Origin of the sequence: Aliivibrio sp. S10_S31, assembly GCF_014694495.1 — a bacterium.
Taxonomy (GTDB): Bacteria; Pseudomonadota; Gammaproteobacteria; order Enterobacterales; family Vibrionaceae; genus Aliivibrio; species Aliivibrio fischeri.
In genome coordinates, this window is record NZ_JAAUWR010000006.1 from 167,207 (window position 1) to 190,305 (window position 23,099).

General features: G+C 38.3%; 22 protein-coding genes. All 22 read right to left on the reverse strand.

Annotated elements, in window-relative coordinates; genetic code table 11:
- Positions 1 to 11 precede the first annotated feature (11 nt).
- Positions 12 to 1,481, reverse strand: a complete 1,470-nt coding sequence (gene rng / locus HC728_RS07465) for a ribonuclease G (protein ID WP_005417478.1) — start codon at positions 1,479 to 1,481, stop codon at positions 12 to 14.
- Between the two features lie 19 nt (positions 1,482 to 1,500).
- Entirely contained in the window at positions 1,501 to 2,076 is a 576-nt protein-coding gene (locus tag HC728_RS07470) for a nucleoside triphosphate pyrophosphatase (protein ID WP_012533870.1), read from the reverse strand.
- Between the two features lie 10 nt (positions 2,077 to 2,086).
- The gene (gene mreD / locus HC728_RS07475; RefSeq protein WP_005417474.1) at positions 2,087 to 2,578 is read right to left on the reverse strand and encodes a rod shape-determining protein MreD; all 492 of its coding nucleotides are present in this window, start codon (positions 2,576 to 2,578) and stop codon (positions 2,087 to 2,089) included.
- The gene (mreC, locus tag HC728_RS07480; protein ID WP_190395253.1) at positions 2,568 to 3,425 is read right to left on the reverse strand and encodes a rod shape-determining protein MreC; all 858 of its coding nucleotides are present in this window, start codon (positions 3,423 to 3,425) and stop codon (positions 2,568 to 2,570) included. The genes mreD and mreC overlap by 11 nt, the downstream gene beginning before the upstream one ends.
- 23 nt (positions 3,426 to 3,448) lie before the next feature.
- Positions 3,449 to 4,492 (reverse strand): rod shape-determining protein, encoded by a 1,044-nt coding sequence (locus tag HC728_RS07485; RefSeq protein ID WP_005417472.1) that lies wholly within the window; start codon positions 4,490 to 4,492, stop codon positions 3,449 to 3,451.
- A 122-nt stretch (positions 4,493 to 4,614) separates the two neighbouring features.
- Entirely contained in the window at positions 4,615 to 7,722 is a 3,108-nt protein-coding gene (locus HC728_RS07490; RefSeq protein WP_190395254.1) for a DUF6701 domain-containing protein, read from the reverse strand.
- Positions 7,722 to 8,156 (reverse strand): hypothetical protein, encoded by a 435-nt coding sequence (locus HC728_RS07495; protein ID WP_017020151.1) that lies wholly within the window; start codon positions 8,154 to 8,156, stop codon positions 7,722 to 7,724. Before HC728_RS07495 ends, HC728_RS07490 begins: the two co-directional genes overlap by 1 nt.
- The gene (locus HC728_RS07500; protein ID WP_017020152.1) at positions 8,146 to 8,871 is read right to left on the reverse strand and encodes a type II secretion system protein J; all 726 of its coding nucleotides are present in this window, start codon (positions 8,869 to 8,871) and stop codon (positions 8,146 to 8,148) included. Before HC728_RS07500 ends, HC728_RS07495 begins: the two co-directional genes overlap by 11 nt.
- Complete coding sequence (locus tag HC728_RS07505; RefSeq protein ID WP_190395255.1) at positions 8,871 to 9,452, reverse strand: type II secretion system protein; 582 nt, start codon at positions 9,450 to 9,452, stop codon at positions 8,871 to 8,873. Before HC728_RS07505 ends, HC728_RS07500 begins: the two co-directional genes overlap by 1 nt.
- The gene (locus HC728_RS07510) at positions 9,449 to 10,045 is read right to left on the reverse strand and encodes a type II secretion system protein (protein ID WP_190395256.1); all 597 of its coding nucleotides are present in this window, start codon (positions 10,043 to 10,045) and stop codon (positions 9,449 to 9,451) included. Before HC728_RS07510 ends, HC728_RS07505 begins: the two co-directional genes overlap by 4 nt.
- A 126-nt stretch (positions 10,046 to 10,171) precedes the next feature.
- Positions 10,172 to 10,633: a prepilin-type N-terminal cleavage/methylation domain-containing protein gene (locus HC728_RS07515; RefSeq protein ID WP_065641744.1), complete on the reverse strand. Its 462-nt coding sequence runs from the start codon at positions 10,631 to 10,633 to the stop codon at positions 10,172 to 10,174.
- A 164-nt stretch (positions 10,634 to 10,797) separates the two neighbouring features.
- On the reverse strand, positions 10,798 to 11,361 hold the full coding sequence (locus HC728_RS07520; protein WP_005417465.1) for a prepilin-type N-terminal cleavage/methylation domain-containing protein: 564 nt from the start codon (positions 11,359 to 11,361) through the stop codon (positions 10,798 to 10,800).
- Positions 11,362 to 11,447: 86 nt separating this feature from the next.
- Positions 11,448 to 11,903, reverse strand: a complete 456-nt coding sequence (locus tag HC728_RS07525; protein WP_012533779.1) for a hypothetical protein — start codon at positions 11,901 to 11,903, stop codon at positions 11,448 to 11,450.
- Between the two features lie 2 nt (positions 11,904 to 11,905).
- Entirely contained in the window at positions 11,906 to 13,132 is a 1,227-nt protein-coding gene (locus HC728_RS07530; protein WP_190395257.1) for a type II secretion system F family protein, read from the reverse strand.
- 9 nt (positions 13,133 to 13,141) lie between these two features.
- Positions 13,142 to 14,866: a GspE/PulE family protein gene (locus HC728_RS07535; RefSeq protein ID WP_190395258.1), complete on the reverse strand. Its 1,725-nt coding sequence runs from the start codon at positions 14,864 to 14,866 to the stop codon at positions 13,142 to 13,144.
- Positions 14,866 to 15,999 carry a tetratricopeptide repeat protein gene (locus HC728_RS07540; RefSeq protein ID WP_065623415.1) on the reverse strand — a complete coding sequence of 378 codons (1,134 nt, stop codon included), beginning with the start codon at positions 15,997 to 15,999 and terminating at the stop codon, positions 14,866 to 14,868. The genes HC728_RS07535 and HC728_RS07540 overlap by 1 nt, the downstream gene beginning before the upstream one ends.
- Positions 15,996 to 16,844: an ExeA family protein gene (locus HC728_RS07545; RefSeq protein ID WP_005417458.1), complete on the reverse strand. Its 849-nt coding sequence runs from the start codon at positions 16,842 to 16,844 to the stop codon at positions 15,996 to 15,998. Before HC728_RS07545 ends, HC728_RS07540 begins: the two co-directional genes overlap by 4 nt.
- Before the next feature lie 12 nt (positions 16,845 to 16,856).
- Positions 16,857 to 18,497: a pilus (MSHA type) biogenesis protein MshL gene (gene mshL, locus HC728_RS07550; RefSeq protein ID WP_190395259.1), complete on the reverse strand. Its 1,641-nt coding sequence runs from the start codon at positions 18,495 to 18,497 to the stop codon at positions 16,857 to 16,859.
- An 11-nt stretch (positions 18,498 to 18,508) separates the two neighbouring features.
- Positions 18,509 to 18,850, reverse strand: coding sequence for a hypothetical protein (locus tag HC728_RS07555; RefSeq protein WP_012534271.1), 342 nt, complete (start codon positions 18,848 to 18,850; stop codon positions 18,509 to 18,511).
- 1 nt (position 18,851) lies between these two features.
- Positions 18,852 to 19,490 (reverse strand): type 4a pilus biogenesis protein PilO, encoded by a 639-nt coding sequence (pilO, locus tag HC728_RS07560; protein ID WP_017020160.1) that lies wholly within the window; start codon positions 19,488 to 19,490, stop codon positions 18,852 to 18,854.
- Positions 19,483 to 20,946, reverse strand: a complete 1,464-nt coding sequence (locus tag HC728_RS07565) for a hypothetical protein (protein WP_026029407.1) — start codon at positions 20,944 to 20,946, stop codon at positions 19,483 to 19,485. The genes pilO and HC728_RS07565 overlap by 8 nt, the downstream gene beginning before the upstream one ends.
- 119 nt (positions 20,947 to 21,065) lie before the next feature.
- Entirely contained in the window at positions 21,066 to 23,045 is a 1,980-nt protein-coding gene (csrD, locus tag HC728_RS07570; protein ID WP_065597592.1) for an RNase E specificity factor CsrD, read from the reverse strand.
- Positions 23,046 to 23,099 lie beyond the last annotated feature (54 nt).

Below are 23,099 nucleotides of genomic sequence, written 5' to 3' on the forward strand. Positions count from 1 at the left end.
TTATTTTTCTCTTACATCATAACGACGTCAAACTGCTCTTGGATATAAAGAGGTTCAGCTTGAATTTTAACTTGTTTACCAATAAAAAGTTCGAGTTCAGCTAACGCATGAGACTCTTCCCCTTCTAGAGCATCAGCAACAGCTACAGATGCATAAACAACAAACTTATCAGAGTCATACGCTCGGTTTACACGCGTGATTTCACGTAAAATTTCATAACATACGCTTTCCACGGTTTTCACTGCTCCACGACCTTCACAAGTAGGACATTGACCACATAAGATATGCTCAATACTTTCTCGAGTTCGTTTACGCGTCATCTCAACTAAACCAAGCTGTGTAAAACCATTAATATTGGTTTTTACACGATCTTTTTCTAAAGCAGAACCTAAAGACTGGAGAACTCGGCGGCGATGCTCTTCACTTAGCATATCAATGAAATCAATAATGATGATCCCACCTAAATTCCGTAAGCGAAGTTGACGAGCTATCGCTTGTGTCGCTTCAATATTGGTATTAAAAATGGTTTCTTCTAAATTGCGTCGACCAACAAAAGCACCAGTATTTATGTCCACGGTGGTCATGGCTTCGGTTTGATCGATAATTAGATAGCCGCCAGATTTTAATTCTACTTTACGATCAAGTGCTCGTTGAATTTCATTCTCAGTTTCATACATGTCAAAAATAGGTTTATCACCTGAGTAATATTCCAATTTCTTTGTTAATTCCGGTACGAATTCTGTTGTAAATTCTTTTAGCTTCTCAAATGCCAGCTTTGAATCCACACGAATAAGATCAAGCTCTGTGCCCACAAAATCACGTAAAATGCGTTGGTCTAAACCTAACTCGCCATAAAGCATTGATTTTGTTTTATTCTTTTTACGACGTTCAATTACTTTATGCCATAAACGTTTTAAGAAAGCAGCATCTTGTGAGATCTCAGCTTCACTCGCTCCTTCAGCTGCGGTTCGAATAATAAAACCACCAAATTCATCACAATAATCAGAGACAGTGTCTTTTAAACGATTACGTTCTTTCTCGCTTTCAATACGTTGAGATACACCAACGTGACTTGCCCCTGGCATAAACACCAAGTAACGAGAAGGCAGAGTAATATCTGTTGTCAGACGAGCACCTTTTGTACCAAGCGGATCTTTTACTACTTGTACAACGAGATCTTGTCCTTGGTGGACAAGCTGTGAAATATCCCTTACTTGGAATTGACGTTTTTCATTTTCAGAAACACATTCTGTATGAGGGACAATATCTGAGGCGTGAAGAAATGCGGCTTTATCCAAACCGATATCAATAAACGCAGCTTGCATCCCCGGTAATACTCGGCTTACACGGCCTTTATAAATATTACCAACAATACCGCGCCTTGCTTCTCTTTCTACATGAACTTCTTGAAGCACACCGGCTTCAATCATCGCAACTCGAGTTTCGCTCGGAGTTACATTTATTAACAACTCTGTACTCATTTGGAGCACCTCACTAATTTTACAAAAATTGGTGTAAGAGCTGATCTGTTTCCATCAAAGGCAGTCCCATGACAGCGTGATAGCTGCCATCAATACGCGAGACAAATCGCCCACCACTACCTTGAATACCGTATGACCCTGCTTTATCACAAGGTTCACCACTTTCCCAATATTGTTCTATTTCTTGTTCAGAAAGTGTTTTAAACCATACCTGAGTAATTACTGTTTTGGTTCTTATTTTTTCAGGTGTGGCAATCGTTACAGCAGTCATTACTTGATGTTGACGACCAGACAGTGCCAAGAGCATTCTCTTAGCATCTTCAAAATCTTTTGGTTTTTCTAAAATAACACCATCGATAACAACGATGGTGTCAGAGCCCAATACAGGGGTATATTTACTCTTTGTTTTTTCTATCGCTTTAACGCCAGCTTGAGCCTTATCTTTAGATAAACGCTCAACATACATCAATGCCGTTTCATGTTCTTGATGTATCTCTTCAACATTCACCGATAACACATCAAATTGATAACCTAATTGCGTTAACAACTCTTTTCTTCTCGGAGAACCTGACGCTAAGAAAACTTGCGCTTCCATTCTTGCTTTCCTATCGAATTGACCAATGACGGCGAACTCTTCGCATTAATAAAAACAACCAAGGCCATAGTAGGAAGTTTAACACGCCTGCCCATAAAAAATGTGCGTTAAAAGACACATCATGAACTAAAAACTCCCCCATAAACTCTAATATTTTCCCTAATAGGGTCAAACCAGAGAATATTGCTGCTTGTTGCCATAAGGCTAAGTTTCTCAAGACCTTAAAGTTAGCAGCAACCAAATAAACCAATATGGCCATGGTCATCCCCCGAATACCAAGGGTGGTTCCTAATAATAGGTCCCATAAAATACCAAGCACCATTGCCGTTCCCACATTCACTCGATGTGGTAGAGCTAGCACCCAATAAAAGGTCACTAAAATGATCCACGACGGTCTTAGAACTTCTAAAGCACCAGGCCAAGGAGCTGCTTGTAAAGTTAATGCGATTAAAAAAGAGAGCCAAATAATGACCCTTCCACGCATTAAATGACTACTCGCCATCAGACACCTCCTTTGGTGCTAGTTCATTTCCTGTTGGCCATACAAGCAATAAATAACGCAATTTATCAAATTCAACCGTAGTTTCTATATCAATAGAAGCAAATGGGCGTTTATTATCATTATCTATTTTAGAGATATACCCAACTGGATACCCTTCAGGGTAACGTTGACCTAAACCAGAAGTTACCAATAAATCCCCAACTTTTAAGTCAGTATTTGTTGGTATGTGCTCAAGTTGCATCATATCTAAGTGACCTTTGCCCGATGCAATAACACGAATATCATTTCTAACTGCCTGCACTGGAATTGCATTATTTGCATCCGTTAATAACAACACTCGGCTGTTATGTGCTCCAACATAGTTAATTTGTCCAACAATACCTTTATCACTGATAACTGGCTGACCTTCATATACGCCATCAACAGATCCTTTATCGATCATCACTTGATGTGTATAAGGCGCGGAATCCACCGCCATTACTTCCGTTACCATCTTTTTTTCATCACGAATAAATGGTGAACCAAGTAGATTACGTAAACTGCTATTTTCTTGTTTCAACTGTTCCATTAGCAATAAATTGCTGTTTTGAACAAACATTTCTTGCTTAAGACGCTGATTTTCAAGCATGAGGGTATTACGGCTATTAAACCGTTCATACATGCCATTAAACATTGTACGAGGAAGGTTTGCCGCATAATGAATTGGGGAAACAAAGCTATTTAATAGGTAACGTATGTCGGAAAAGGCATTTAAACGACTATCGGCTAACATTAGGCTAGCCGATACCATTACTGCAATAAACAGGCGAAATTGTAGAGAAGGACCTCTACCAAAGATTGGAGTCATATCCACTCACCCGTTAGTTGTTATTACTCTTCACTAAATAGATCGCCACCGTGCATATCGATCATTTCTAATGCTTTACCGCCGCCACGAGCTACACATGTTAGAGGCTCTTCAGCAACCACTACTGGAATACCCGTTTCTTCTGTTAGAAGACGGTCTAAATCACGAAGTAGTGCACCACCACCTGTTAATACCATACCATGTTCTGAAATATCAGAAGCCAATTCAGGTGGACACTGTTCTAGTGCAACCATTACTGCAGATACGATACCAGATAGAGGCTCTTGAAGTGCTTCAAGGATTTCGTTCGAGTTCAGTGTAAAGCTACGAGGTACACCTTCTGCAAGGTTACGACCACGTACTTCAATTTCACATACGTCATCACCAGGGTAAGCTGAACCGATTTCATGTTTAATACGTTCAGCCGTTGCTTCACCAATCAAGCTGCCGTAGTTACGACGAACGTAGTTAATGATTGCTTCGTCAAAACGGTCACCACCGATACGTACAGACGATGAATAAACCACACCGTTTAGAGAGATAACTGCAACTTCTGTTGTACCACCACCGATATCAACAACCATTGAACCTGTTGCTTCAGATACAGGAAGACCTGCACCGATAGCAGCAGCCATTGGCTCATCAATAAGGAACACTTCACGCGCGCCCGCACCTTGTGCAGATTCGCGGATTGCACGACGCTCAACTTGTGTAGAACCACAAGGAACACAAACTAATACGCGAGGACTTGGACGTAACACGCTGTTGTCATGCACTTGCTTAATGAAGTGCTGAAGCATTTTTTCAGTTACATAGAAGTCAGCAATAACGCCATCTTTCATTGGGCGAATTGCAGAAATGTTACCAGGAGTACGGCCTAGCATCTGTTTTGCATCATGACCAACGGCAGCTACACTTTTAGCTGAACCTGAACGATCTTGACGAATAGCAACCACTGAAGGCTCATCAAGAACAATGCCTTGACCTTTTACATAGATAAGTGTGTTGGCAGTACCTAGATCAATCGATAGATCGTTTGAAAACATGCCACGAAGTTTCTTGAACATAATCTTCGTATTTCCTGAAAACGTGAGAATAAGATAAATTTTATTAAATGTACCAATGCCTAGCCGAATCAGCAAGGTATTGCTACAGAATCCTGAAGCAAATCAGGATTTTTATTCATTTTTTAGTTAGAAGTACCAATAATGTTACTTTCACCACGAAAAATAACACGATCATTACCTCGATACATCCCAAAAGTGACAAGCGTCGAAGGATCTTCATCTCCTTTGCCCCGCCAATTGAATTGTAACCAAGGTTGTAGGTATAAACCCGATGGTTTTGATTCACAATGTGTATGCTTTTCACTTAATTGTGGCGAACCTTCAGATAAGCGTAACCAAAAGCGGATCTGCTCTCTTAATTGATTGTTATCGGGTTCTGCTATTAGATCAATTGAGTTAAGACCAGATTTAATGCCACCAGTTCCCATTAATTTCGCAGCGCTTTCCTTATCAGGTTCTGGCCAAATAGTTTGCTTACAATAAGATGAACCATTAAATACGGCTGCGTCATCTTCTTTACTTAAAATAAAACGCTGACCATCCCAATATTCAACCCTAAGGGGCACTGATACAGATTGTCCTGAAGCAACGCCTACATTATCTAATACCATTCGCCCATAACGAACATCCGGTTGAGATAAAAGTTCTGCCTCTACTAATTGTTGATCTTTAATGAAGGTAACAGGATCTACACCACCAATTTTTAGGCCTAAACTTGTGATTTCTGAACTTGAGTACCCCGATATATTAAACGGGCCATCGACCACCGTAGTACGATTTCCAAATGAAGGTGCCCCCTCTTTTTTTGACCACATAACAGCATGATCTAAATTCGTAACTTGCCACACAGCCTTATCATTCCAATGCGTTTCATCTAAATCCACATCACTAATATTTAAGCGAGAAGCATATTCCCCAACCAATGAGAACCTAGATTTTAACTCATTGTTAAACTGAGCATAGTTGGTGACCTCTGAATCTAAAGCACTATAAGCAGTCACTTGAAAATCCACATTTTTAAAAAATTGATCCATATATACAAAACTACCCTCAGATGTGCCTTGGTTTTGAGGATAATCCCATTCGGTATTTGTGATAGAAAAATACGCAGGATAAAAGCGTCCTACCTTAGAAGTCGTTGACGGAATATTAAACCCTGAACGGTTAAAGTAATCATTCTGGAAAACATCAAAACTTAATGTACCTACTTCATTCCAATTTATCTTAGTTGATGAATTTTGGTTCTCACTTGTCACTTCTTTATTAAAATCAGCAATAGGTTGTCCATCAACAGTAACAACGCCGATAGCACCTGATTGTGGGTAATATACTTGAGAAGATAGACTTAACTTAGCGCTCCCTTCACTATGAGTAATATAGCTTGGCGTCACAGTCTGACTGCAAACTAAAGATGGGTGATCATGATCTGGAATTCCATTTCCATAAGTTCCAGAATCTAATTCTTTAATCCAATTCACCGCTTTTAAGTAAGCATTAAAATCAGTTCCAGAAGTCAAGTAAGCGCCATTAAGCTCATCGGTATAAGACGGTAATGTAGATGATTGATCACACAATGCTGCGGTAAAAGGACGGAAATAAAATTGCTCTGAGGTCGTAAACGTATCACCTTGAATATTTGCACTGGCTGTTAATTTTGCCTTTCCAGCATCATTCAATCGAGCTTGAAGAGAACCATCAGCTTGATTTTCATCTCCACCGGCAACACCATTCACAAATGAAATCGATAAACTTTTGTTTGCTTCAGCCCAACTGCTGCCTTCTTTCTTGATTTCAATGCTCTCATTACTCGTCGCTGGTAAGACTGAATTCGAAAAAGTAACATCTATGTCCGTCGTTTCTTTAATAATATGACAATTTAACATGTTGCCATTTCCGTTTTCTTTACCACGAATCTTCAGTCTAAAAGGATAAGGACGCCCTGCTACTTGATTGCTATCAGAACCATCAACACCTTCAGATGGAACAATGCTGATTGCTTTAGCGATAAACTCATACGGTCCTTCTGTCGTAGTTAGATTTTCACTACTAACACTGGCTGAAACGTTATAAGAATTTAAGAATTTACTATGAATATATCGAGTAACCACAGCAGGGCCGCTTGATGGAAACACCGTTTCAAAACGGCTATCATTAACATGATTACATTCGGAAGTAGTAATATTTCCATCATCACTCCAACACGCTGAATTTCTATCTCCAATAACAACAGGGGCGCTGGATACTTGTAATTCTTGTCCTTTACCTTCAACCACATCACCATTGGTATCAACAAGAGAAAAATCAATTTCTATACCGTCACAAGCAAGGCCTTTACCTGAAGTTGGGGAGATGACAAGTTGATAACTATTTGCCCCACAATTTGTAAGAGGCTCATGAATAAATTCAGAATCATTACTCATAGCAACCTGACAAGCAGTAATCGCTCCTTTAACTTTTGCACCATTAGTTAACGTCATGGAACCTTTGGTATATATATAACCATTAACATAAGCGTCAGTATTTAAATTCAAACTATAATCTTGATTCACTAAAGGTTGATGAGGTGAAATATCAATAGTCGATTCACACCCACTGTCTTTATAGGAGTAGATAAAAAGAGTGCCTCCATTATTCGCATTTACATTTCTAGCAAAATCGATCTTATCTTGAACATGAAAAATAACATCTCCTTCAATTTCAATATTGCCTAAAACTCTCATATCATCAAACCAATATTCTCCTGATTTGAATAACACTGTATGTGATGATTTAACGCTAAACCCCGTATGACTCCCTATACCATAAGGGTTCTTAAAATATGTAGTTCTCTGAAAAACTTTTTGATCATCCCAATTTGAATCATATCCATTAATAACTCGAGCTTCTGAAGAAACTTGCCAACTAAAATTCAAAAAATCAGGTAAATCACTATCATTAGATAGAGAGCAGCTTTTCCCATCACATAATCCATGTTCGATAGGCACTTCTGGTATAAATCCAGGATATTGATTAACAATGTCATTGGTAAACCTTACTTGCCCTTTAATACTCCCGCCCCCTGAGACTACTGCATGGTTTTCCATAGTAATTAGGTTTACCGGATTATCTTTCCACGTCTGCATCCCATTAAATGCATCACATTGTTGAGGTGGAATAGTGAAATTTTGAGCCAACGAAGATAAAGAAACCAAAGATAAACAAATCAATATTACTCGCCATGCTATGTTCATCAATTAATCTCCTTTGCCCATACTTCTTGAACTCGTGTGACTTGATCAATACCAGAACCACAAGTTACTGAACTTGTAATTTTAAAATATTGAATCTCTTCACTGTGATAATTCACCGTATTTGTCACGCATACCACTTCTGGCTTTTCTTTACAGCCACTCTCATCCACTCTCATATTAGGACGACGAACCTCGCCATTACAGATACTTGTATTAGCACCAGAAACACCAATAGGAAAAAGTTGAGTTAGCCCCCATTCAGCACCCGAATGCGCTAAAAACCACGCTTGAGTACCCAAGACTTCTTTAGAAAGCGTGTCATGATTACTGCTTTCCACTTTTAATAAATTAAGAGATAAAAAGCCCACCACCACCATGACAACAATGGACATAACCAACAAATTACCCTTTTGCTTTCTTTTATTAGGGAACATTTATCACCTGCACATCATGTTGATATTGAGTAATTTCACCAAGGTCATTTTTAAAAGCTAACACTAACTTCATTATGCTATTACGTTGAATTGATGCATTTTCAAAAGAGAAATGACCACTATGAACCTGATTAATGAGTTGTGTATGTGAGCGAAAAACACCATCTCCCACTATGCAATATTCGATAGGATTAGGATGATAGAAAAATGCGCGTTCAGAAACGGAATTTGATATGAAGGCTGGATTATTATTACTTGAAAAGGTAACTGTTGATACACCACCAGAAATACCAATGCTATCTACCGTTACGTATCGATGGTTTTCTTCTTGAAGTAAATCACCTTGGGTACTTGGGTTAATTATCAAACGTAGATTATTCGTATTCAAAGGAACTTCTGACAATAAAACTACGTCGATTGTTTTTTGATTTATCAAAGGAAAAGACAAATAAAATGCACTACTTTCAATAGGAACAAAACTAATACACTGATTATTTGAGGTAACTTCGACACTATTAGGAACGGCATGACGTAATTCACGACTTAACTTTTCAATTAAGAATTTAGCCTGCATTTGATTATCTTGACGATCAATGCTGTCGTTATAACTTTGAAAACCAAGTTGTAGTGTATTACTTGCCGCCAAAGCAACAAGCCCGACAACGACAATGGTTAAAATAAGCTCAATTAACGTAAACCCTAATGCACGTTTCATTAGTAATTACCTCGATACGCACTAAAAGAATACTTGGCATGGTGGCTTCCATATAGGGTTACTTTAATAAGCTTATACGGTGTTATTACCGTATTTGAACCATCAACATTGCTATAATTAACCACAATTTCAACCGTAAAATTTTTATATTCATCGGCATTAGAAGCCCCAATAAGATCACCTAATTGATATTGCGGCAAGCTAGTTGAAGAACATACAGAAACCTCTCCCCAACAACCAATGAAGTCATCAACATCATTAAATGTGGCTGCAATAGTTTCACCCCCATCTTTACCTAAATTCGACGAACAGTTAATTAACGTACCACTGTCATTCTTTTCACCGCATCGATATTGACCACCATTAGGATCGTTATTTTCATCAAACTGACGACTTAAAATATCCGTCACTACAGAGTGGCCAAGCGTGGCAGCTTGTGCTTGATAAGTCGCTTTATGAGAAGTGGAAGAAGAAGTAAACACACCAGATACCAATACCGATAATGCAAACCCTAAGATCACAATACCTACGATCGACTCAATCAAGGTTAACCCTCTTTGTGCATTCAAGTCCCCTTTCATATTTCACAACTCGTACTTTGCAAAGAACGATACATAAAGCCTTCATTATTAATACAAACAGAGCGGCTTTCATTTGTTGATAGCGTTGTAATCGTGATACGACAATCTTCTTGAGTGCAAAGAGTCAAATCAGATGATGCCGGAATTGTTGGTCGTCCTAATAAATCAAACGAAAGAGCTGAAATTGCTACTGCACCACTTGCCGTATTAAAAGCATAACTTAACCGGATCATATCCAGATTTTCACGATCATTTTCTTTGGAGTAATCGGATAATACCGCACTCGCCATACCTTGATTTTGGCACGCAGAGTCCACACCAAATTGATTCGATGATGTAAGAACCGAACGACACGCATTATTGATATGAGAAGTATTCGTTTGCATTGATGCAATTTGAACATGACGCAAAATAGACAACACTTGCTCTTGAGCTGCAGCCGATGAAAAACGGCTTGCTCCCAAGTATTTACTGGCGGTGTAAACTGCAATAATCGCAAGTAGCAAGATCACAACGATAAGCTCAACCAAAGTAAAGCCATTCCTATTTTGTCGTTGTTTTATTTGATTTTTTTTGAGAGGAAAAGTCATCATCCGTTACCTTATAATCTCCTGTTACTAGGATAACGGAAATTATAGATATAGCGAATGGTTTGTTATTTTTAGATACAAAAAAACCAGCGGAGATCGCTGGTTTTTAACTAAAGAGGTTGAATTAGATTAACAACCAGTATCAATAACGATTGTTGATACGCCAGAAGATACTGTTGTTGCTTCTCCGTATGTAACAAAACAATTAGTTGCTGTAATTGTTGCAGCTGTTGCTGAGTCAGCTTTAAAACCAACAACTAAAGTTGCACCAGATACTGCACTACTCCAGTCTTCTGATAGACCAACTACCGCTTCACCAATACCTGTATCTTTAGCCATTGGGTAACCGTATTTTGTAGCAATACCATCAACATCAGTTTCTACTGTAGCCGTTTCTTTACCATCAATCGCTGCTTTACCGTAAACGATACCAGCAGCACCAGCCATTGCACCTTTTAGACCTTGCAGAGATGATGCACGCGCATCAGATTGCAGGTTTAAGAATTTAGGTGCAGCAGTTACTGCAAGAATACCTAAAATCACGATAACAACCACTAACTCGATAAGGGTGAAACCACCTTGTCTTTTCATGTTACTTCTCTCTTTTATTATAAAATCGATAGCACCAAACCAGTGCCATCATTATTGTTAAAACCCAAAAATTATTAACGCAAACTGTCAAAACACCATCGGTTAAAACAGATTTATTCACCCGTATATCGCTATCCTAGCTCATCTACAAGCGCTTAAATTACTTATTGTAATGTCACGACAACACGACCTGATTCAGGCTCGTAAGTAAAAAAGTGACCTTCATTTTCTTGTTGTGTGTATTTACATTGACTACGGCTATTCTCACTGATCACTTCAGCCAGATATTTACCTTCATTATCATTTTTATCATCAGTCACATGCGGTGCATTCTGTAACAACATTTCCATCAACAAAATACACTCTTTTGATGTTAATGATGCAGGGTAACTTCCCGTATCATTACCATCCAAATCTTCTCTTGGTGCAATTGGATAACCTGGACGGTAGTTTGCTTGATTAGCTTGAGAAGGATCCGTTAACCAAAACTCAGTACCATCATAGCTAACCGCATTATAACCATCGGTTTTTGGTCGAGCTTCCGCTTCCCACTGCGCTCTTGCAGAAAGAACAGCCGTGGCGTAGCCACCTGCGACACCTTCAATACTCGCTTTTTTCGCTTCAAGACTGACATCTAAAAAACGAGGTAATGCCACTGTAGCTAATAGACCAATTACAACAATTACAATCACTAGCTCAACCAGTGAGAAACCTTTTTGTGTCTTCATTGTACTGCTTCTCTCTATCTTAATTTTTCCATGAATTGTAAGGGATTATACAAAAAAAAATACGGCGTTCGTCAAAAATTTGCCACTTATTTTTTATCTATAAATCCGACACTTACTTTTAATGCATCTTTTACTAACATTACCGAAACCACCTTACCATTTGCCATACTATAGTCACAACGATACTGCTCTTTTTTTACTAATTCCGGTTTTTTAATTTCGATGCTGTCCGCATAAATTTTGTCTTTATTGGGTAATAAAAGATGTAACCATTGTAGACAGTCAATCCCATCATCTTCTTTAAGTACAATTGGCCACCCTAAAGAACTAAAATTAACGTCGATACCATCTTTTACCATTGTCTTAGGTTGCCCATTAACAACCCAATAATTTTTAAACTCATTTGCCGAAGAGAGTATCTCTCTGCTTGTCATAATGATTGCTGTATCTTCTACTTCAGGTTCAATTTGCTCCCAATTAATAAAAATCACAGCCAATAAGATAATGACAAGCGCGCCCCATAAAATTCGGGTTGCTGACATAATTAGGTTCCCTTTACTACATCCAACATGTTCCACATCGGTAAGAAAATACCTAGTGCTAAAATCAAAACCATGCCTGACACGATGACCAATAGAATAGGTTCAATTCGTGCAGTTAGCGTCTTCAAGTCATAATCCACTTCACGATCATAAAAATCAGAGACTTCTAATAATAAATCGTCTATTTGACCCGTCTCTTCACCAACCGCGATCATTTGCTGCACCAAAGGGGGGAAGATTCCACTTTGTGCCGCTGTCGCTGACATACTGGTACCCGATTCAATGCCTGCTTTCATTTCTAGCAATCGGTTCTCTAAATATTTATTCCCTAGAGACTCTGCTGATAATGCAAGGGATTGATTTAATGGGACCCCCGACTTCAACATCAGTGCAAATGTTCTTGAGAAACGTGACATTTGAGCTCGAGTCACAATTCCACCAACAATCGGTAAGCGTAATCGAAATTTATCCCATTTTTCTCGGCCTTCAGCTCGGCTAATCCAAGCTTGAAAAGCAAACATCGCGCCAGTCATTGCGCCAATTAATAAATGCCAATAATTAACAAAGAAACTCGATGTTGCGATAAGTATTCGAGTTGGTAATGGTAACTCCACACCAAAACGAGCAAACATTCCTGCAAACTGAGGGATCACTTTGATATTTAGTACAAACATCGCAAGTAAGATAAAAGTTAAAACAAATACGGGATAACGCATTGCTGACTTAATTCGCTTACGGGTTTCCATTTCTTGTTCGTAATAATTAGCCAATTGCATGAGAGATTGATCCAATCGACCGGTATTCTCACCAACATGAATCATTGAAACAAACAAAGAGCTAAACACTTGTGGATGCTGCTGCATAGATACAGACAAGCTCCGCCCGTTAGTTAAATCAGCAGTCACCTCTTCCAATGTTGTTTTTAATAATTTGTTATTACTGTTCTGAGCTAAACCATTCATTGCTCTCAGTAGAGGCACGCCAGCTTTGGTTAAGCTGTACATTTGACGACAAAAAATAACCAAAACTTCTAAAGGAATACTTGGTTGCAACCATTTTTTCCAATCCATAGAACGAGATGTTCCACCAAATTTATTGGCTTTTATCCCTGTAGGAATCACTCCATCATTCATCAATTGCTCAGCAGCAGACTCTTGAGATGTCGCTTCAATAGATCCTGAAACTGATTCTCCTCGAAGATTTCTTCCGCTGTATTTAAAAATTGCCATGATTTACGCCTACATCAATATTGGTTGATGAGAAGACGCGTGATCCCCTTCACCTAATACCATCACTTCATCCAAGCTAATCACACCACTTATCGCTAACTCCATAGCAGAAGCAAGCAGTGGTTTATAATCCGGATTTTGACGTGCTTTTTGTGAAAAGCCAACCGCATCATTTGCTCTTAGTGCATCCATCATAGGTTGATCCAACTCTAATAATTCAAACACACCAATACGGCCACGATAGCCAGTTAAGTTACAACTTTGACATCCGTTACCACGTTGGAAAGTTACCCCTACTTGATTTGGAAAACGGCTTTGAATCCATTGTTTTCTCGCGTTATCCAATTCATCAGGAGCTGAACATTCTGGACATACTTTTTTAACTAGACGTTGTGCTAATACCGCACGAACTGCACTAGCAACAAGATAACCAGGCGCTCCCATGTCCATCATACGTAATGCACTATCAACCGAGTCATTGGTATGTAATGTAGATAACACTAAGTGACCAGTTAAAGCGGCACGTAAACCAATTTCCACGGTTTCTTGATCACGCATCTCACCAATAAGGATAATATCCGGGTCTTGACGTAAAAACGTTCTTAAAATTTTTGAAAAGCTTAAATCAATTTTGCTATTTACTTGTACCTGATTAACACGAGGTAAACGGTATTCAACCGGATCTTCTGCTGTAATGATTTTCTTGCTTGGTTGATTTAATTCACTTAAAGCACCATACAATGTTGTCGTTTTACCAGAACCTGTTGGCCCCGTAACTAAGATCATGCCATGTGGACGACGAAGTTGTTTACGCAGACGAGTAAGTAAATGTTCCGGTAATCCAGATTGTTCTAGTTCTTGAACGCCAGATGTCTGATTCAATAAACGCATAACAACCGATTCACCATATTGAACAGGCATTGTAGATAAACGAATGTCTACAGACTGACCACGAGATTTGATGTTAAATCGTCCATCTTGTGGCAAACGTTTTTCAGAAATATCCAAATTCGCCATCAGTTTTAAACGTAAAACCAATGCTGAAGCGATATTAACTTCATTTAATAATGTTTCGTGTAATACCCCATCAATACGCTGACGTAAACGCAGGACTCTTTCATCCGGTTCAATATGTATATCTGAAGCACCAACTTGAATCGCATCTTCAAATAATGAGTTAATCAGCTTAACAACGGTTACTTCTTCATTATCGTTATCTGATATACCAAAATTAAAATCGTCGTTAACTTGGTGTTCTGAGTGCAACTTCTCAGCAAATGAAGCGATTTCTTTGGTTCTACGATAGAAACGATCAAAGCTATCAACAAGCTGTCTTTCAGAAGCAATAACCATTTCTACTTGATATTGCTGAAGCTGTGAAAACAAGGCTTCTTGAGCAGACAGATCAGCAGGATCACTCATGGCAACTCGGATCGTATTACCTTGCTGACTAAGAACTAATGCGCGTAAGCGACGAGCATGCACTTCAGGCAGCAATTGCACGGCTGCCGCATCAATTTCAGCGCGGTTCAAATCAACTAAAGGGACACCCAACTGCTGAGATAAAAACGTCAACATTTGTTTTTCACTCAGGAAACCTAACTGAATTAATGTTGCCCCTAACTTTCGGCCTGTTTTCTTTTGAGTCGAAAGAGCCTGTTCGATTTGCTCTTCAGTAACAATGTTTTCTTCGACTAATAGATCACCAAGTCTTTTTCTTAACTTAAGACGCATTACTCAATTCCTTCCATTGTTGCTAATAATTTAATGCGATCACGAACAAACGCTTGAGACGAGCGAGATAAACCCGGCTTAATTAATGCTGTCTGGTATGCTTCATAAGCCGATTTCACTTTTGTTTCTCTTTCATAAACAATAGCTAAACCTAACCACCAACGGCCATTATCTGGTTCTTGGTTAACCAACATTTGATAACTTTCTTTTGCTAAGTCCATCAACTTCAACTGTTGAGCTAAGCCACCACGGGTTGCAAGATAGTCAACTGGTGCACCAACAGGAATATACTCCAATACAGAAAGAGCGGCTTCTGGCTGCTGCTCTTTTTGTAATAGACTCGACAGCGCTAATCTTAACTCTACACTGTCATCGTTAAGTTTGATGCCTTGTTGAAGAATGGCCGCAGCTTCACTCACATCACGTTTACCATAAAGCAAAGCTGCGAGTCTTTTTCGTGACTCTTCATCACTAGGTTGATACTTAAGTACGGTGTAATACTCTTTCATCGCCGCTTTAAAATCGGATCTATCTAATGCTTTTTTAGCCGCTTCTCTGCTTCTACGAGCTAGCTCTGATGGCAGTAATTCAACTTCTTCAACTTGCAACATTTCATTAGCTTGTGCTTGCTCTTTTGGCGTTGCCGGAACAATTGATGTCGACTTTGATGTTGGTTTAACGACCTCTGTCGATGTCATCAATTGTGGTTTATCCACTATAGAGCGATTCTGAGTAGACTGACTACGAACCGAAGCTGTCACTTCAATCTTATCCGCCGATATTGGCTTCTCCGCATAAATAGAACTCACAGCTAATGTTGATTCTTTTTTCGTTGGTGAAATCAATAATTGATCTGTTTTAATATTACTCGGAGAGTGTTCACTCACTTCTGTTGTTAGCGCTTGCTGCTGAGTATGAGCACTCTTTTGCAGATCTACATTTTGCTCTGTCGATGCACTTAATGTTGACCATCCAATTAACGACAAAGAACTAAATACACCAATAGCAAAGAAAAACGATGCTTTGTATTTTGACTCAACATTCGGTATATCCGCAGGAGATAATGAGTGCTGTTTTTCTTTGTTTTCATTTTGTTGAGTTATATTTAATAACGCTTTATTAGTCACACTCACGAAACTCTCCATCCCCAAAATGTTGGGAAGTAATGCTTAGGTTTAACAGTATCAGCCGTATCAATAATGGCGTTAAACACGGCTTTTGAAGGCACATTATTCACTTGCTCTGAAAAGGCAATTAACAAAGATTTATGGCAAACCTGATTAATTAAGCGAGGAATACCATTTGTGGCCTTCCATATCGCTTTCATTTGAACAAGCGAAAATGGATTATTCTCACATCCAGATTCAGCTATTCTATATCGAATGTAAGCGACGGTTTCATTCATATTTAATGCTCTCAATAAAGCAGAAAACGTTATTCGTTGCCTTAATTGTCTTAAGTTATGTTGTTGTAATCTCTCATCCAATTCCGGTTGCCCAAACAGCACTATCTGTAGCAATTTTTTATAGTCTGTTTCTAAGTTGCCAAACAAACGTAATGTTTCTAATGCTTCATCACTTAGAGCCTGAGCTTCATCAATGAATACTACAACTAATTTTCCTTCCGCATGTAGATCAATAATTTTCTCATGGATACGATCAATCAGTGCAATATCATCACCACTTTGATCAAGCCATAACTCTTTTGCTAAAGCTTGTCGAAGTTCATGGCCATTCATTACCGGATTCGGAAGGTAAAGTAATTCCACATTGGAAGGCAACTCATTAATCAACATTCGGCAGACTAATGTTTTTCCGGTTCCCACCTCACCTGTAACCTTGATAATCCCTTCACCCATCGAAATCGCAGACAACACAGTATGAATCGCCTCATAATGAGGCGATAACCCATGAAACAGTGAGGTATTGGGTGTCAGCGTAAATGGTAACTGCTTTAACCCAAAGTGAGCTTCATACATGTCAGTTTTTGATTACTCGTCTGGGAACCATTCTTGCAATAAGTCACGAGAACGTTCTAATTCTTCTTGCCAAGTATCTACACCGACAACCGTTGGTTTTAATAAAATAACCAATTCCGTTTTTTGAGTTAGCTGACTGACATTTCTAAATAAATGCCCGAGTGCTGGAACATCTCCTAATAATGGCACTTTCGATACTTGGTCAACCGTTTGTGATTTCATCAAACCACCAATCACAACCACATCACCGCTTTTCGCTCGGATCACAGAGTCTGATTCACGAATAGAGCTTTTAGCTAATGGTAATTTCAGTACGCCACCAACATCACCTAAATCAATCTCTTTTACCTCGTTCTCCACATCAATAACTGATGGATGAACATGTAACATGACATTACCTTTATCATCGATTTGAGGTGTTACATCTAAAGAAATACCAGAGAAGAAAGGCGTTAATGTTACTTCTGGAGAAGCATTAGAGTTGTCACCACTACCAGTAACACTTGATACTTCAGTTACGTAGTACTCATCACGACCAACTTTAATCACCGCTTTTTGGTTATTTGCAGCAGTCACTCTCGGGCTTGAAAGTACATTTAAGTCACCTTGTGTATCCATAAAACTTAATACGGCTTGGAAGTTACCATCTGAAACCGTAATGTTTGTTTGACCACCTAATAATGTTCCAATGGTATCCATTCCAGGCAATGCGCCTTGAACAAGTCCTGGAGTCTGTCCAAAAACAACATCAGTTCCACCTAACGATGCAGTCAAATTAGACCAATTAATACCTTGTTGATAACCATCACTTAATGTGACTTCAAGTAATTTAGCTTCAAGGATCACTTGACGTTGTAATCGCTTATGAGAAGTTCCTAAAAATTGTTTAACTTTACGTAATTCATCAGGAGAGGCAGTAATGGTAACAACACTCGCTTGAGGAGATACAACAACACTTCGATCAGCTCCATTTCCTATCATCACAGAAATAGCTGTTTCTAACTCTTTCCAAAAATCGCTCTCACTCGTGGTTTCAATCTCAGTTCCACCTGTAGCAGAAGATGACGAAGATGATGAATTATTGTTCGATTTAGAACTTGAATTATTGTTATTTGATGAATTATTGTCCGAATTGGTAATCGAACCTGTTGTAATCGTCGTTAATGAACGTCCTTTACGAGTAAGCTGTAAATAATCAACAGGAATAGTTTCTGTACGAATCGTCGCAGGGTAAACTTGTAATACTTTTCCAGCTTTAACGATATCGTAACCATATAAGTCTTCAACCGATGAAAGCACATCATCCATCGTAACATCACTCAAATTCATCGTAATACGACCAGAAACCTGAGGATGAATAACGACACTGTATTCAGTTCCTTTCACTAAACTCGTGAAAAATGCTTTTGCGCCTGCACCATTTGCTCTGACTCTGAAACGTTTAACTGGCTCTTCAACCTCAACATGAGGTGTGTTTAGATCTGGCATTAAATCAGCTTGCACCGAAGCGGGTAAATCAGCAAGTAGCTGACCACCATTTTCATTAATGGATTTATCTAAGGTCTGCTTAATTTCAACAGGATCACGATGACCCATTGAGCAACCCGTTAAAGAGGCAACCATGAAACCAATGATGACATTACGTACTTTCATTACTGCAAACCTTAATTTTTAATATTTTGTGGAAATAGAGAAAGTTGCCATTGCTTACCCGCACGACCAATCGAAACGCTTTCTTCACCAATTGTTAATAATGTATAACCAGAAACTTTATCGCCTCTTTTCATTGATTTATCATCTAATACGGCATAACAATCAGACTCTGCATTGCAATTTATTGCTTGCAAAGAAGGGAAATATTGACGTTTTTTTATTACCTTTTTTTGAACTGGAGCAGGGGTACTCCAACTTAATGGTTCTGTAGGATCATGCCCCAATACCGCTTCAGATGCAGATACAGAAAGCGGTAAAGACATAAGAATAAAAACTAAAAAGCGATTTTTCATATTAACCACCAATAAACCCGCGACTTGACCCAAGGGTATAAACTTCGATTGTGACTTCTGCAATAGGGTATTTTTTCACTTCATAACGGAAGTTTCGCCAGTAATATTTTACAGGTAGCGCCTCTAAGTGAGAGAGGTACTCTTCAATATCAAAATATTCTCCAGACAACACAATCTTCACCGGATGAATGTAATAACCTGCATTATTATTTTCATCAAGCAAGCGTTCAGATGGCAATGTGGTCATAGACTGTAACTTTAACTTTGACGATTTCTTTAATACTTTTTCTAATAGAGAAGCCATCTGGCTTGGAGAAACCAATGACGCGACACGACTAAAAAGCAGATCAGCTAAATCCTGACTCTCTATCATTAATTGCTGATATTGTTTATTGATTTCAACATTAGGATCTTTCTTTAAACGAAATTCAGCTAATTCTATCTGCTGTTTTAGAGATGAAATAGAATTAGTAATACGCACTACTTTTTGTTGAGATTGATGATATTGCTCAATTTTAGGTTCAATAAACAAACTTAATGAAATAAAGATTACCGCAACCCAACCAACCAATGTAATGAGTACTTTTTCTCTTTGCGACAAAGCACCAAATTTCTCTTTTACTTGATTCCAATTACTCATGATTACCCTCTGATGCCTTAGTATTTAGAATAAATGACACCAGACCTTTATCGTCTGTTTTTATTTCAAGTTGATCAAAAGTTCGTCCAACTAAATGTAACTCACTATCAAAACTCTGAACCCAGCGAGGAATAACATCAGGTGTACGAGCATAACCAGCAAAATTAACCTTATCGCCAGAGATATAAATTTTATTAAGCGAGATGTTTCCTTTTCCTAGTTGAGTCAAGCTACTCATCACACCCGAGTAGCCTACTTGCATTCCCTCATCAAAATTATCAATCACCTTTAACGAGGCTTTTTTCGATTGAATATCATCATTTAATCGCTTAATCGCAGCTAACTTAGCTGCCGAAGGTTTGTGGCTCTCTAATTTTTTATTTAACGTCGCTAATTCTTGTTTATAACTACTTTCTTTTAATGAATTCGCGTTTATCGTTGCCTCTAGATTGTAAATTTGCCATTGGTAATACCCAACAACAGCAATACTTAACGCTAGTCCTATCCCCCAACTGATCATCACATTTTGTAATGTAAAATAATCAACTTTAGGCTTAAGGCTTTCATGAAATAAATTAATACTTGGAGTGTTAAATAAAGCTAACCAAGCTAAAACCTCACCAGAACGAAAGGCTCTTGGTTCATCAATAAGTAGTGAAGCAACCTTCACACCCAATCGATTCTGTAGCTCAAGCGCTAAAAGCGCATCATCTTCATCATCGCAACGGAAATACAAATTATTAATACTTACGCCATGCAATTGAGAGCTTAAGTAGTCAAGGGAGCGCTGCAACTCTAATGCCAAGCTGTCCATTTGAAAACTATTAGTTTGGTCGCCCGTTAATGGTGCAACGATACCACGTAAAGAACGGTTAAGATGTAGATGCCCATTATTAAACGCTAACAGCTTAAAATCAGCAGATTGACTATGATTTAATAACATAAAGCCACCGTCTTCAGGTTGAGAATAAGCCCAAAGTAGTTCATCTGGAGTCACATTATTTATTTGAATCGAAAGAGGACTTAATGAGTCAATCAATGTGTGAAGCGTAGCAACTTGAGAGATATAAACCTGTAGCTTGCCATTTATCGTTTCTATACCATCAGCAACAATATCGGCAATACGATCGGTAATAAGATCTTTTACCAAAAATGGTAAAGCACCCGTTAACTCTTCTTTTGGTAAGTTAGGATTATCGATCTGGAAAGATTGATATAGGTGAGATCCTAAGATTACATTAGCACTAGAATTGGTTACTCCAGCCTTTTCACATGCTTCAACAATAACGTCTTTCCACGCTTGAGGCTGGCTTGTTGGAGTAAAATAATGCTCTTTAAGCTCATCAAATCCATCACTTTTCGCAATATAAATACCACCCTGCAATATTACAATTGACGTAGTAGTTTTTACTGAACGAGATAGTTTCAGCTTTTTGAATGCATCCATCATTTTCATTGATTGCTCGACTTTTCTTACTTTACTTACAACGTTCTTATAAAGAACACAAGTGACGCGCAATCATACAACATTCTATTCTTTTAGGATACGACCGTTATTAACAAAATAAGAGAATTTTATTTACCCCAACGGCTTCTTCTTTTAGGTATGGATATCTTTTCTTGACGATGATATAAAGCCGTTTCTGATTCAAAAAATCGTCCTTGCCCACCTTCAACGCCAAGATCTTTTAATAAACTAAATTCCTTTTCTTTTTCAATACCAACAGCAATCACTTGAGCCACCGTGGTTTCACATGCTCCCAACAAACTACGAACAAATAATTGATTCTCATATCTTTGATGAATGTCCTTCATTAAACTACGGTGAAGTTTTACAAAATCAACACTCAAATCTTTAATATAATGAGTACTTACAATTGTTCTTCCCGCTTGCTCAACCACCAATTGACAACCAAAACTTTTTAACATTTTTGCGACGGGTCTTACAGCATCTAAATAGGTAACAACCTGACCTTCAATTAACTCAAAACTTAGTCGTTGAAGCTGAGCTCTTGGCGTTTGCAATAAGCGATTTCTTAATTGACGAATAAATGCAGCATTAGTAATGCTCTTAACCTGTAAATGAACTGAAAACGAATGATGGCTTAATTCAGGATCACTTAATAAAGGAAATACTTGTTTTAAAACTGCACTATCAAGCTTAACTTGATACCCTACTTGTTTAATTGCAGGCAAGAAGCGTGAAGCTTTAATTTGAACACCATTTTCATCTTTTATGCGTGAAAATAGCTCTAAATGAAGAGGGACAAGTTCATTACCCTCAAATAAAAAAGTTGGTTGCTTATAAATAATTAATTTATCTTGCTGAAAAATAGCATCAAATAAGGTTCTCCATCGAACACTGCCCAGGCTCTCAGCTAATTGCTGCTGCTTTTTAAATAACGACCAAGTGTTATTATTTTGGAGCAAGGCACTACGATGAGCCATATCAAGCTCTTCCATCAAACGACCACGTCGTTCACCACTTACAAACATACTAACCCCAATATGGCACCAATTATCACGGTCCAAACTACGAGGTGGGTTAATCTTTTCTATTAATTTTAAACATTGGGTTGCTAATGATTTTGCTTCTTTCAGTGATTGCTGAGGAACCAATAAAGCAAAATCTGATTGATAATAACGAGAAAGCACACTATCACTATAGCGTTGCATAATATTATTTAATTGCTTTCCTACCTCAACAATTAATTCATCACCAACAGCACTTCCTTGCTCTTCAACTAATTCTTCCCAACCGTTAATACGGAGTAATAATAAAACCCCTTGGCTTTGAGACTCTTGTAAAATAGATTCTAATTTACTATCGAATAACACTCTATTTGCAGATCCTGTCAATTGATCTAAAAAAGTATGTGTCCGAATAAAAGTATCAAAACGACTGCGCTCTTTTCTCGCATCTTTTAGTTCTGCAATAATATTATCTAGTGCTAAACTTGCTGTTGCTGGCCACTCTTCTTCACTACCAATAGAATAATCATCTAACTTTCCAGCAAGTAACATCCGGCCTCTTTCTTCTAACAGTTCAGAACCATGTAACTGCTTTCTCAACCAAACAACCCCCCACAGGAGTGAAACAACAATAACTGCAATAGCTGCAGTAATAGAGAATAGAGCACCTAATGAATACGTAAAAGCGCTATAAGGAGGAACTGATTTAAATGAAATCTCATACCCTTTATTAATTTGTAGCGGAAGTATTTTGTGATACAACAAACTATCATCAGGAATGATGGCTAAACTTTGAAAGGAGTATACCGGTCCAGTAGCTGAAGATAACTCCATGCTAACCACATTACTGGCTTTAAGTAATTTGGGTAACCACGTTTCCATAGACTTGGCTTTTTCAGGGTTAACTAACTCTTCATCAACAGCAGTAACAACCCCTGCTAAATAATGATCAAGATACTCTGTGCCAATTTGTTTAACGGAAATAGTACCACCAATAAATAATATAAATATTGCGGCAGAAACCATTAGAGTAACAAACGAAATTAAGCGGTTACTTAAACGTAAACTAGGTGTTTTTCTCATTAACCTCTTCTTCCTTGAAGAAAATAGATTGTGAATTAAGACACAAATTCATTG

What these genes read in the sequence shown, in the direction of transcription:
- HC728_RS07485 (WP_005417472.1), bottom strand. Translation starts at nt 4,492, where the DNA reads ATGTTCAAGAAACTTCGTGGCATGTTTTCAAACGATCTATCGATTGAT.
- HC728_RS07500 (WP_017020152.1), bottom strand. Translation starts at nt 8,871, where the DNA reads ATGAAACGTGCATTAGGGTTTACGTTAATTGAGCTTATTTTAACCATT.
- HC728_RS07535 (WP_190395258.1), bottom strand. Translation starts at nt 14,866, where the DNA reads ATGCGTCTTAAGTTAAGAAAAAGACTTGGTGATCTATTAGTCGAAGAA.
- mreD (WP_005417474.1), bottom strand. Translation starts at nt 2,578, where the DNA reads ATGGCGAGTAGTCATTTAATGCGTGGAAGGGTCATTATTTGGCTCTCT.
- HC728_RS07490 (WP_190395254.1), bottom strand. Translation starts at nt 7,722, where the DNA reads ATGAACATAGCATGGCGAGTAATATTGATTTGTTTATCTTTGGTTTCT.
- HC728_RS07470 (WP_012533870.1), bottom strand. Translation starts at nt 2,076, where the DNA reads ATGGAAGCGCAAGTTTTCTTAGCGTCAGGTTCTCCGAGAAGAAAAGAG.
- mreC (WP_190395253.1), bottom strand. Translation starts at nt 3,425, where the DNA reads ATGACTCCAATCTTTGGTAGAGGTCCTTCTCTACAATTTCGCCTGTTT.
- HC728_RS07555 (WP_012534271.1), bottom strand. Translation starts at nt 18,850, where the DNA reads ATGAAAAATCGCTTTTTAGTTTTTATTCTTATGTCTTTACCGCTTTCT.
- csrD (WP_065597592.1), bottom strand. Translation starts at nt 23,045, where the DNA reads ATGAGAAAAACACCTAGTTTACGTTTAAGTAACCGCTTAATTTCGTTT.
- HC728_RS07525 (WP_012533779.1), bottom strand. Translation starts at nt 11,903, where the DNA reads ATGTCAGCAACCCGAATTTTATGGGGCGCGCTTGTCATTATCTTATTG.
- HC728_RS07515 (WP_065641744.1), bottom strand. Translation starts at nt 10,633, where the DNA reads ATGAAAAGACAAGGTGGTTTCACCCTTATCGAGTTAGTGGTTGTTATC.
- HC728_RS07510 (WP_190395256.1), bottom strand. Translation starts at nt 10,045, where the DNA reads ATGATGACTTTTCCTCTCAAAAAAAATCAAATAAAACAACGACAAAAT.
- HC728_RS07505 (WP_190395255.1), bottom strand. Translation starts at nt 9,452, where the DNA reads ATGAAAGGGGACTTGAATGCACAAAGAGGGTTAACCTTGATTGAGTCG.
- HC728_RS07545 (WP_005417458.1), bottom strand. Translation starts at nt 16,844, where the DNA reads ATGTATGAAGCTCACTTTGGGTTAAAGCAGTTACCATTTACGCTGACA.
- HC728_RS07520 (WP_005417465.1), bottom strand. Translation starts at nt 11,361, where the DNA reads ATGAAGACACAAAAAGGTTTCTCACTGGTTGAGCTAGTGATTGTAATT.
- pilO (WP_017020160.1), bottom strand. Translation starts at nt 19,490, where the DNA reads ATGAGTAATTGGAATCAAGTAAAAGAGAAATTTGGTGCTTTGTCGCAA.
- mshL (WP_190395259.1), bottom strand. Translation starts at nt 18,497, where the DNA reads ATGAAAGTACGTAATGTCATCATTGGTTTCATGGTTGCCTCTTTAACG.
- HC728_RS07530 (WP_190395257.1), bottom strand. Translation starts at nt 13,132, where the DNA reads ATGGCAATTTTTAAATACAGCGGAAGAAATCTTCGAGGAGAATCAGTT.
- HC728_RS07495 (WP_017020151.1), bottom strand. Translation starts at nt 8,156, where the DNA reads ATGTTCCCTAATAAAAGAAAGCAAAAGGGTAATTTGTTGGTTATGTCC.
- HC728_RS07565 (WP_026029407.1), bottom strand. Translation starts at nt 20,946, where the DNA reads ATGAAAATGATGGATGCATTCAAAAAGCTGAAACTATCTCGTTCAGTA.
- rng (WP_005417478.1), bottom strand. Translation starts at nt 1,481, where the DNA reads ATGAGTACAGAGTTGTTAATAAATGTAACTCCGAGCGAAACTCGAGTT.